Origin of the sequence: Flavonifractor sp. An306 (assembly GCF_002159455.1) — a bacterium.
In the GTDB taxonomy this organism is placed as follows: domain Bacteria; phylum Bacillota; class Clostridia; order Oscillospirales; family Oscillospiraceae; genus Flavonifractor.
The window spans coordinates 56,377-67,684 of the sequence record NZ_NFIQ01000009.1; the positions used below are offsets into that span (position 1 = coordinate 56,377).

An 11,308-nucleotide genomic window follows, 5' to 3' on the forward strand; every position below is an offset into this window, starting at 1 on the left:
AAGGGGTGGAAACTGTATGTCCAATCATCGTGAACTTCTCGCCAGGGGCATCGCCCAGCGGTTCATCACCGCCATTTCCGGCACCGACAAGCAGCAGATCGTTTTCTACAATCCGGAGGACCGCATTTTTGTAGGCAAGCTCTCGCCCCAGAACACCGCCGACAGCTTTTCCTCCCGCGTCCTCATCAAGCAGCTGGGGGTGGATTTCCGCATCCCCAAACAGGACGTGGACCAGGCCCGCCTTGCAATTTCCCCCCAGGGCAATTTCTTCTTCCGGGTGCTGCCCACCCTGCAGCAGCAGCAGGAATTCTTCCTTCGAAACTTCTGCACCGCCTTCGACCTCCAGCAGACCTACCCCGGCTTTTCCGACCTGGCCCAGGCCTATCTGGACGGCCGGCTGTCCCAGGAAATGGCCCGGCACAAGGTGCAGCTGCTGCCCATCTATGAAAAAATCGCCATTGATCAGGACAACACCTGCTTCGAGCTGGCCCTCTCCGACGTCTACTGCCCGGAATTTGACTGCGGCAGCCTGCCCCAGAACCATCCGCTGTACCAGTCCATCGAGGAGCACCTGGACCGGATGTACGCCGCCGTCCGGGAGCATCCCCGGATGGTCCGCTGCCAGTTCCGGGAGCAGGTGGGCATCGGCGAGCTGCTGGGCGAGGAGGAGTGGGAGGCCTACATCGCCAGGCAGATCCAGCGGGAGGAGTTCGACATGTCCCCCAGGTTTGCCTACTCTCTGGCCGTGGATGTGCGGGGAAACGGGGACAGTCTGCTGGTCACCGTCTCTCTGAGCAACGAGACCCCCTTTGAGGACGAGAGCGTGGGCGCCGTCCAGTCGGTGAAGAAAAACAACCGCTACCGCATCCCGGTCCTCTTCAACTCCGGGCTTCGGGTGCGGTGCGTCAACACCAGCCTGGTGCCCATCGAGCTGGAGTATTTTTCCGACGACTACAAATACGACAAGCGGGTTTACGCCCTGGGAAACAACTGCAACGTGGACTGCGACCCGGACAGGCAGGAGATCCAGACCACCCACGTGCCTGTCTTTATCCAGAACCGGCTGAAAACCAACGATAAGCTGGCCGTCCCCTTCGACGCGCTGATCTCCGACCCGGTGGGGACCCTGGAGCGCATTCACCAGGGTATGCTGGCGGAGCTGGAGAAGTGGAAGGAGGACTATGACGAGCGGGCCTGCGGCCTGACCGAGGCGGGCAGAGAACAGTTCGCGGAGGAGATCAACGGCTTTGACCTGGAGATCCGCCGCTTCAAAACCGGCGTAGACCTGATCCGCAACTACAACATGATCCGGGACGCCTTCCGCTATATGAATATGGCCTTCAAGCGCTCGGCCAAGGGCTATTCCAGCTGGCGTCTGTTCCAGATCGTCTTTGTGGTCTCCCTGATCCTGGACGTGGCCGCCCACGAGCCCGAGCTGATGCTGGACGAAGGGCTGGTCAACAAGGCCAAGACCGACGACATTGATATCCTCTACTTCCCCACCGGCGGCGGCAAGACCGAGGCCTTCCTGGGCATCATGGTGTTCAACCTGTTTTTTGACCGGATGCGGGACAAGCAATACGGCGTCACCGCCATTTTAAAGTACCCCCTCCGGCTTTTGTCCGTGCAGCAGGTGCAGCGTGTGTCCAACATCCTGGCCTGCGCCGAGCTGCTCCGGCGGGAGCAAAAACTGGGCGGGGCAAGCTTCAGCCTGGGCTATTTTGTGGGGGAGGGAAACACCCCCAACAAAATCGACCGGGAGGAGCAGAAGCGCCTGGCCGGGATGACCAATGACGAGCGGGATGAGAAGCACCGCCTGCTGGACGTGTGCCCCTTCTGCGGCGGAAAGGACGTCCATGTGGTCTACGAGCCCTCCTCCAACTCCCTGCAGCACGTCTGCCGCAACCAGGACTGTCCCTCCCAGGGGCCGCTGCCCCTCTACATGGTGGACGACGACATCTACCGCTACCTGCCCAGCGTGATCATCTCCACCGTGGACAAGATGTCCGCCATCGGCTTCAACTCCAGATTCCACAATCTGCTGGCGGGGGCGGAGTTCGAGTGTCCCCACCACGGCTTTACCGACAAGACCCAGTGCCTGGTTCCCGGGTGCCAGTGTACCCCCTTTGACTTCAGGCGGGTATCCATGAAGGACCCGGCCCCCACCCTGCTGGTCCAGGACGAGCTGCACCTGATCCGGGAATCCCTGGGCACCTATGACGCCCACTACGAGACCTTCCTGGAATACTTCATCAAGCACCTGTCCGGGTGCCGCCGGGGCCTGAAGGTCATCGGCGCCACGGCCACCATCTCCGCCTATGAGCTGCAGGCCAAGCACCTGTACTGGAAAAATGCCATCCGCTTTCCGGCCGCCTCCCCCTACCTGGACCACAACTTCTACGCCAAGGTGGACCCCAACGACGTCAGCCGCATCATCCTGGGCTACGCCCCCTTCGGAAAGGCCATTGTCAACAGCGTGGCCTTCTCTTTGCAGTACCTGAAGCGGGTGGTCTGGCAGCTCTATCAGCACCCCGAGGAAGTGCTCGCCTGGGAGGGGATGGACCTGCCCGGAGATGAGGCGCAGCAGATTGCCCAGGTAAAGCAGCTGCTGGAGGACTACTGGATCATTCTGGAGTACAACAACGTCAAGCTGGAGAGCAACCGAGTGCTCCAGGGCCTGGAGGACCCCATCAACACCGAGCTGCTGGAGGAGGGCATTCCTCCCCTGCGGGCCAGGAAGATGACCGGCGACGACACCTTCCAGGAGGTGCGGGCCACCCTCTCCGCCATTGAGAACGCCAAAAGCGTCATCCAGGAGCTGGACTTCAACATGATCGCGGCCACCAGCATGATCTCCCACGGCGTGGACGCCGACCGCTTCAACCTGATGCTGTTTTACGGGATGCCGGGCAACACCGCCGAGTACATCCAGGCCTATTCCCGGGTAGGCAGAAAGCACACCGGCCTGGTCATCGACATCATGCGCCCCTCCCGGGAAAAGGACCAGAGCTATCTGCGCAACTTCAACAAGTTCCACGAGTTCAAGGACATCCTGGTGGACCCGGTCTCCATCAACCGCTGGGCCGCCAAGGCCGTGGAGAGCACCCTGCCCGGCATTGTCTCCGGCCTGCTGCTCAACTACTACCTGTACCAGCTGAAATACACCCCGGGTATGGGCAACATCGGCAGGGTGGAGGAACTGAAGGCCGCCCTGCTCAGCGGAACCATCACGGCGGAGGCGCTGAAGGACCATGCCCGGCAGATCTACAAGTGCTCCGACGACGACACATCCATCGGCAGCCTGTACCGCCGGACTGTGGACCGGATGATTGATGAACTGGTTCAGAAGCTGACCGCCGGTGATTTCAAACCCAACACCTACCTGACCCAGGCCTTTGAGGAGTGCCAGTTCCACGTGATGCGAAGCCTCAGAGACACCGACAGACAGGTGACGGTTGAGCTGCGATAAGGAGGAAGTCATGGCGGATAAAAACAAAATGAACAGAGGCGTCCAACAGGCGCTCTATAAATATTTGCCCGGCAGCTGGGTGGACTTCACCCAGAGCGGCGGCGGCCTCACCTACGCGGTTCACGTGGACCGCTGGAACAGCGCTCCCCTGGCCGGCGTCAACAACAAGCGGCTGCTGCGGGTGGTCAACCAGCGGGTCCACGGCTTTGCCGACGCCAGCCCCGACGGCGCCGCCGCGCTGGCCGATTTCCCCCACCGCATCGACGAGGACAGCTGCAGCGTACTCACCCCCCGGGCCGGCGAGGACAAGAGCGCCATCTTCACCTCGGTGGATCCGCTGGTCTTTGTGTGCAGCTCCTGCGGCCGCTTCCGTCAGTTCAAAGACTACGATGCGTTCCGCCAGCAGGAGCAAGAGCCCTGCGCATGCGGCAAGCACATGACCCAGTTGCGCATTGTGGCCATCTGCAAGTGCGGGCACGCCGATGGCATCCACATTCCCTACTGCCCCGTGCCCGGACATGGCACCGAGTCCATCGTCCGCCGGGGCAGCGGCCTGGATTTCATCTGCACCAAATGCGGCAAGCGAGTCCCCCTCAACTTCCGCTGCCCCAAATGCGGCCAGAAGATGGACCTGAAACCCGCCCTGGATTCCGCCCACTTTTTCCCCTTCAGCCTGTCGCTGATCGACCTGCTGGACAAGCGCAAGGACGTCTTTCTGGACAAGGAGACCGACGGGCTGGGAGAAAAGGTGATCCTGGCCCAGTACCTGGGCCTGATTTCCCCGCAGCTGTACGAGGACACCATTGCCAACGGCGCGGTGACCGGCGACGGCGAGCTGGAGGAGCGGCTTCAGCGGGAGGCCGGGGAGCTGCGGGCCGCCGGCCTGGACGAGGCCGCCGTTCAGCTGGTGCTGGACAGCAAGCGGAAGGCCGACCCCGGCGGGGCCCTCTTTTCCGCCATCGCCCAGGTGGAAAGCGGCATATCCCTCTCCTCCGCCAGCACCCTGAAGCTGCTGGCCGAGCAGATCATGGAGTACGACGAGCTGATGCACGCCAATGTGGTCCTCTCCCTGGAGGACGCCGAGGGGGACGCCACCCTGGTCCGGGACGGCATCCAGCCGGACTATACGGGGGCCGCCAGAGCCATGGGCTTTTCCAACGTGCGGCTGTGCTCCGGCGTACCCATCGTGTTTGCCACCTACGGCTATACCCGGAAGGAGTGCGGCCCCGAGGAGGGGGTCAGACTGAGGGGCTTTTCCCAGGAAAAGGGCAAGAGCTGCGTCTACGCCACCCGGCTGGAGACCGAGGGCGTCCTGTTTGAGCTGGACCGGGAGCGGGTGCTGGACTGGCTGCTGCGCAACGACATGCTGGACGAGCTGGACCTGCCCCAGGACCGCAGCGAGTACGGGCTGAAGCTGTGGTTCCTGGATCAGCTCCGCCCCGAGCGCATCAAGCCCTTTTCCGAAATCGAGCCCACCGACCGGCAGGGGATTATCACCAAGAAGATCTACACCCTGCTCCACAGCATCTCCCACGCCCTCATTGGGGAGGCCTCCCAGATCTGCGGACTGGACAAGAGCTCCATTTCGGAGTACATCCTCCCCAATATCCCCGCCGTGCTCCTCTACTGCTCCAATTCTCAGGGCTTCAGCATGGGGGCCCTTTACACCGCCTTTCAGACCTACTTCGACCGCTGGATGAAATCCGCCCGGGAGAATGTCAAGGAATGTATCTTCGACCCCATCTGCATCAGCAAGGAAAAAGCCTGCGCGGGCTGCCTCTTTTTAAACGAGGTCTCCTGCCAGCACTTCAACAAAGATCTGGACCGGGCCTATCTGTGCGGCTATTTCGACAGCCAGAGCCAGCATAAGCTCACCGGTTATTGGGAGGAATAGGGTATGGCTATCATGCATCCGCCCCGTCTGCTCAAGATGAGGCAAATTGAGTCGGAATACAAATTTTTTGAGGCCTGCAGAACCCAGCTCAGCGATAAATTCCATGTGTTTTACTCCCTCCGCTGGTGGAAAAATGCAGAGGGAAAGCGGGAGGAGGGCGAGTGCGACTTTTTGATTTTCAGCCCTGAGTACGGCTTTCTCTGCGTGGAGGTCAAGGGCGGGGACGGCATCGACAAAAATGGACGGACCTGGATCCTGCTTGACCAGAAAAACGGAGACCGGCTCCTCCATATGTCTCCCTATGAGCAGGCATCCAAGAGCATGTACTATTTCAGGGATGCCTACAAAGAGGAGTACGACATGGACTTCCCCGGCATTTACGGCAGTGCCGCTGCCTTCCCCTTTTACTACATCCCTGAGCACCTGACGGTGGACGCTCCCCCCGCCCTTACCATCGACCCCAAGGACATGGATCACCTGGAGACCCGCATCAAGGAGATTTTTCAGTATTTCCTCAGCGACCGCAAAAAGAAAAACAGCTTTCTCTCCCCTGAGGCCAAGAAAAAGTTCATCAATCTGGTCAACAAGCGGGTGATGCTCTCCCCCTCCGCCGGCGCTCTGATCGCGGACCGGGAGATCCAGATTGCCGAGATGGACCGGGTGCAGGAGGCCGTCATCGACCTGCTGGCCCACTACCCCAGGGCCTTCCTGGTGGGCGGCGCGGGCACGGGAAAGACCTGGATCGCCATCAAAAAGGTCCAGCGCTGCATCCAGTCCGGGCAGTCCGCCCTCTATCTGTGCTACAACAAGGCCCTGGCGGAATATGTCCGCACCATCCTGCCGGAGCAGGCGGACTGCTGGAACATCGACGCGCTGGCCTACTCCCTGCTGAAGGACAAGGCCCTCTCCGCGCCGGAGAGCCGGGGGGTGAAGGCCTACAGCGACCTGCTGGACGCCCTCCCCCAGCTTCCGAAGTATGATCTGGTGGTGGTGGACGAGGGACAGGACTTTACGGAGGACTGGGCCTACTGCGCCAATCTGCTGACCAAGGAGGGCGGCTCCCTCTACGTGTTCTACGACGAGAGCCAGAATATCTTCAACCGCAGTTTTGGCGATAAATTCTTCATTGACGAGCCCCCCTTTGTGCTGCGCTACAACATCCGGAACACCGCCAACATCTACAAATACGCCCAGCAGAACACCGGACTGGGCCTGGATACCCTGACCAACCCGATAGAGGGCGTGGAGCCGGAATTCCACCGGTTTACCCGCCCCCACCAGGCCCTGGCCTTCCTGGATACCCTGATTCACAAGCTGGTGGACCGGGAGGGGGTACCAACCGACCGGTTTATGCTCCTGAGCAACCGGAAAAAGGAAAATTCCATCCTGGCGGATACCACCACGCTGGGCGGCTATCCCCTGTCCGACGGGTCCGCCCCGGCCGGTGCGGATCAGCTGACCTACCGGACCATCCAAAGCTTCAAGGGGCTGGAGTCCGACATCGTCATTTTCCTCAACCACACCTACAAAAACGAGCCCCAGACGGACGAAACCCGCGCCACCCTCTATACCGCCATGACCAGAGCGCGGTTTTACCTCTACGTGATTGATTATGAGGACAATCTCTCCACCTAAGGATAAGGACTGCAAACCGCTATGAGCAACATACTGTTGATAGAACCGGACTACAAAAACAAATACCCCCCGCTGGGCCTCATGAAGATCTCCTATTTCCACAAGCATGTGCTGGGAGACCATGTGCGCTTTACCAAGGGCAGGCTCCCCGCCGCCCTGGCGGAGGCCAAGTGGGACCGGGTCTACGTGACCTCTCTGTTCACCTTTGAATGGGCCAAAACCATAGAAGCCATCCAGTACGCCAAGACCCTTGTGGATTCCATCGACAAGATTACCGTGGGCGGTATTGCGGCTACCATGCTCCCCCAGCAGATCTATGAGGAGACGGGCATCAGGCCTGTGTGCGGACTGCTCAACGAGCCCGGCAAGCTGGGCCTGCCGGGCGACGAGTGCATCGACCAGATCGTGCCCGATTACGCCATCCTGGACGACATCGACTATGTATACCCCTTTCATGACGCCTACTTCCTGAGCGCCACCAAGGGCTGCGGCAACAAATGCGGCTTCTGCGCGGTGCAGACCCTGGAGCCCCAGTATATTCCCTACATCGACCTGAAGCAGCGCATCGCCGCCATCGAGGAGGAGTTCGGGTCCAAGCGGGACCTGCTGCTGATGGACAACAACGTGCTGCGCTCCCCCAACTTCGACCAGATCATCGACGACATCATCGCCGCCGGCTTCGGCAAGGGGGCCACCTACCTCAACCCCAAAACCGGAAAGCGGGTCCGGAGATACGTGGACTTCAACCAGGGGCTCGACGCCCTGTTCTTCACCGAGGAGAAGGCCAGGCGGCTGGGGGAAATCGCCCTCCGGCCCGCTCGGGTGGCCTTCGACCACATCGAGGACCTGCCCACCTATGAAAGGGCGCTGCGGCTGTGCGCCAAGCACGGGATCACCGAGCTGTCCAACTATGTGCTCTACAACAGCGAGGCCTTTGGCGGCAAAGGCCAGCAGTACGCCGCGGATACCCCGGCCGACCTGTACAACCGCATGCGGCTGACGCTGGACATCAAGGACGACATCAACCGCTCCCTGCCGGAGGACCGGCAAGTGACCGCCTTCTCCTTCCCCATGCGCTACATCCCCCTTACCGCCCACCAGCGCGGGTATGTGGGCTCCCAGTGGAACGCCAAGTTCCTGCGGGCTGTGCAGTGTATGCTCATCCCCACCCAGGGCAAGGGCGTGGGCAGCCGCTCCTTCTTCGAGGCGGATTTCGGAAAAAACGCCGAGGAGTTTGTGCGCTTTCTCTGTATGCCCGACAAGCTCATTGCCGCCAGAGGGGAGTTCAGCCTCAGCGGCCGGGGCGGAGAAGACCCGGAGGCGCTGGCCGCCCGGAAAGCCGTCTGGGAGAAAAACCAGCGGAAAATCCGGGAGTGGAACCGGCTTTATCAGCAGCTGGGCGACGAGCGGACCCAGTTTATCGCCCTGATCGGCGACAACGAGTTTTTGCCGGAGAAGCTGCTGGGGGCCCCCTCCGACCTCCAGAAAAAGCTGTACCTGCTCTATCTCACCACCCCTCGGACCCTCGCCCTGCTGGGCATGGTCCGCTCCGGCTCTCCCACATACGACATGCTCAAGGGCTATGTATGCAGCGAGTTTCCCGACCTGTACCAGGACATGGTGGAGCTGCTGTCCACCAGCGAGGCCCAGCAGCAGTACATGTTTCAGAATTTCACCCAGTTCTTCGGCCGGGACGGGCTGGCTGATCTGCTGTCCGCCCTGGCGCCCCAGGACTTCCGGGCGGACCGCCTGCTGAAAAAATGGCACGACGCCTGCGTGAAAAGCGGCATGGGCCTGGTGGATTTTGAGCTGATTCGGGTATACACCCGGTATCTGGACGCGGAGATGCTCAGCCCCGAGGAGCGGACCGCCGCCCGCCGGGCCATTCTGGAGCTGGATATGCCGGCTCTGGCAGTGCTCCTCAACCAGCGGAGTAGGGACTTTGAGGCGGCGGTGCTGGCGTCGGTAGCCGGGGAGGCGGGACAGGAGCTGCTGAACACCACCGCCCAGGCCATTTTCCGCAACATCCAGTGCAAGCTGTCTCAGTTGCTGGAGGCGTGACATGGGCAGCGTGATCATTGGAAAGCACACCCTGGAGTCCCTGACCTCAGGCATGTATTCCGACCCCTACGTGGTATTCCGGGAGTACATCCAGAACTCCGCCGACGCCATTGACGGGGCGGTAAGCGGCGGGATCCTGCCCGCCGGAGGGGGGCTCATCCACATTACCCTGGCTCCCGGTGAGGGGCGGCTCTCCTTCTCCGACAACGGGACCGGCATTCCGGCCGACCAGGCCGAGCGCACCCTCATCAGCATCGGCAACTCCAAAAAATCCGCCCGCACCGACCGGGGCTTCCGGGGGATCGGGCGGCTGGCGGCGCTGAGCTGCTGCTCCACACTCACCTTTGAGACCAGCTATCCCGGCGAGCCCGTCCGGACCCGGCTGGCCATCAGCGGGGCGGAGCTGGCCGCTCAGCTTTCCTCCGGTACGGCGGAGGACGCCGCGGCGGCGGACGTGCTTCAGAATATCTATACGGTGGACACCCTTCCGGAGCGGGCGGAGGCCCACTATTTCAGGGTGGAGCTGGAGGGGGTAGACCAGGCCGCCGGTCTGTTCCGCCTGGAGGATGTGCTGGACTATATCGCCCAGACCGCCCCCGTCCCCTACGACCCGGCCTTTACCTGGGGCCGGGAAATTGAGTCCCGCCTCCAGAAGGCGGGCTGTCCTGTCCGGCATTTTGAGGTGCGCCTGACCTTCGGCCCCAAAACCTACTCCATCTATAAGCCCTACCGGGACGAGTTCCCCATGGATAAGGGAAATACCCTCACCGACCGGATCTCCGACATTGAGCTCATTACTCTCACTGGAGGGGACGGCTCCCCCTCCGCGGTGGGCTGGGTTGCCCGGACCGGGTATCTGGGCCGCATTCCCGACAAATCCATCCGAGGCCTGCGGCTGCGGAAGGGGAATATCCTGATCGGCGACGGACAGACCCTCAACGCCGTCTTCAAGGACCCCCGGTTCAACGGCTGGTCCATGGGCGAGTTCTTTGTGGTGGACCCCCTGCTGATCCCCAACGCCAGGCGGGATAATTTCGAGCGGAACCAGGCCTTTTTGCTGCTGCTGGAGCAGCTGCGGGGGGTTGCAGCCGGGATTACAAAGCAGCTCAGAGGGGCCTCCCTCAAACGAAACGCCCAGCTGTCCGCCGCTCTGGACCAGACCGGGCAGGTGGCGAAAGCGGCCGCCGCCGCCCTGGAGTCCGGCCTGACCCCCGGGCAAAAAGGTCCGTTGGCCCGGCAGCTCACCGACGCCCGGCAGCTGGTGTGTCAGGCCCCCATCCACAGCGGGGCGGATGTCTCTTCCCAGGAGATTGCCTTTGAGGAGCTGGATCTGCTGCTGGGCACCCTGCGGGGCGCCACCTCCTACAAGTCCATCAACACCCTGAATCACCTGAGCCATACGGAAAAACGCATCCTGGAACGGGTGTTCAACGCCATATTCAGCACCGGAAGCGAATCGGCCAACGCCATGGTGGACGCCATTCTGGCCGCCTTCGCCCCGTAGTCTGGCTTCAAATAGGCAAAAAAGTCCCTTTCCGCTGTCTGAAAGCAGCGGAAAGGGACTTTTTCCTCCCATTACTTGGTCGCAAAGCGGTTCACAAAGAAGTCGGTAAACGCCGCCAGCTCCTCTTCCTGGGACACATAGACATAGAGGGACTCGTCCTCCAGCCAGTCATAGGCGTTAATGGCGATGTACCCCTTCTTGTCCGGATAGATGACAAAGGCGTCGGTGGGATATTTGTTCCGATAGGCCTTCAGGATCTCCCCGCGGCGGTAATAGGTGGGCGTCCCGCAGCCGGAGAGGTCGGGCACGGTGGGCACCACCACAATGGTCTGGCTACCCTCGTTCCACCCCACCAGAAGATTTCCAATTTTGGTCTTGCTGCCGTGGACAAACCCGTAGTTAAACCGGGATACATCCTCGGTATAGCCGAAGATCAGCTTGTAATCCGCTCCGTTTTCCACCGCCTGGTTGAACAGAGCCCGCATCTTTTCCGCGTTTGCCCTGCTTTTTTCCATGTCGATTTCCGGCCCCTTGAACAGCTTGCTGAAAAATCCCATACGTTTCTCCTCCTGCATGTCCTGTTTTCTATCTGACGCCGCCTGAAGCGTGCGTACAGCCCAATTAAAATAAATATTTCTAGGGCTTGTTTGAAAAATCAGGAGACTTGTTCTAAGTCAACAGAATTGCAATGGCGGCAAGGTGAACGAAGGCCAAGAAGGAGGTGTCCAGCATGTCGTATCTGGTA

At 61.0% G+C, this 11,308-nt stretch carries 6 protein-coding genes; 5 read left to right on the top strand and 1 reads right to left on the bottom strand.

Going from position 1 to position 11,308, the window contains the following annotated elements; translation table 11 throughout:
• The first annotated feature begins 16 nt into the window (after window positions 1-16).
• The 5 genes from B5F88_RS03580 to B5F88_RS03600 are packed head-to-tail and all read left to right on the top strand — an operon-like array spanning window position 17 to window position 10,563.
• On the top strand, window positions 17-3,469 hold the full coding sequence (locus B5F88_RS03580; RefSeq protein WP_087341703.1) for a DEAD/DEAH box helicase family protein: 3,453 nt from the start codon (window positions 17-19) through the stop codon (window positions 3,467-3,469).
• Window positions 3,470-3,479: 10 nt separating this feature from the next.
• Window positions 3,480-5,363: a DUF1998 domain-containing protein gene (locus B5F88_RS03585; protein ID WP_087341705.1), complete on the top strand. Its 1,884-nt coding sequence runs from the start codon at window positions 3,480-3,482 to the stop codon at window positions 5,361-5,363.
• A 3-nt stretch (window positions 5,364-5,366) separates the two neighbouring features.
• Window positions 5,367-6,998 (top strand): nuclease-related domain-containing DEAD/DEAH box helicase, encoded by a 1,632-nt coding sequence (locus B5F88_RS03590; RefSeq protein ID WP_087341707.1) that lies wholly within the window; start codon window positions 5,367-5,369, stop codon window positions 6,996-6,998.
• Between the two features lie 21 nt (window positions 6,999-7,019).
• On the top strand, window positions 7,020-9,059 hold the full coding sequence (locus tag B5F88_RS03595) for a hypothetical protein (protein ID WP_087341708.1): 2,040 nt from the start codon (window positions 7,020-7,022) through the stop codon (window positions 9,057-9,059).
• Window position 9,060: 1 nt separating this feature from the next.
• Complete coding sequence (locus tag B5F88_RS03600; protein ID WP_087341710.1) at window positions 9,061-10,563, top strand: ATP-binding protein; 1,503 nt, start codon at window positions 9,061-9,063, stop codon at window positions 10,561-10,563.
• Between the two features lie 71 nt (window positions 10,564-10,634).
• Here B5F88_RS03600 and B5F88_RS03605 read toward each other — a convergent pair whose 3' ends face one another.
• Window positions 10,635-11,120 (bottom strand): hypothetical protein, encoded by a 486-nt coding sequence (locus B5F88_RS03605; RefSeq protein WP_087341712.1) that lies wholly within the window; start codon window positions 11,118-11,120, stop codon window positions 10,635-10,637.
• Window positions 11,121-11,308 lie beyond the last annotated feature (188 nt).

Coding starts and splice junctions, on each gene's coding strand:
- B5F88_RS03595 (WP_087341708.1), top strand. CDS start 7,020: ATGAGCAACATACTGTTGATAGAACCGGACTACAAAAACAAATACCCC.
- B5F88_RS03605 (WP_087341712.1), bottom strand. CDS start 11,120: ATGGGATTTTTCAGCAAGCTGTTCAAGGGGCCGGAAATCGACATGGAA.
- B5F88_RS03580 (WP_087341703.1), top strand. CDS start 17: ATGTCCAATCATCGTGAACTTCTCGCCAGGGGCATCGCCCAGCGGTTC.
- B5F88_RS03600 (WP_087341710.1), top strand. CDS start 9,061: ATGGGCAGCGTGATCATTGGAAAGCACACCCTGGAGTCCCTGACCTCA.
- B5F88_RS03585 (WP_087341705.1), top strand. CDS start 3,480: ATGGCGGATAAAAACAAAATGAACAGAGGCGTCCAACAGGCGCTCTAT.
- B5F88_RS03590 (WP_087341707.1), top strand. CDS start 5,367: ATGGCTATCATGCATCCGCCCCGTCTGCTCAAGATGAGGCAAATTGAG.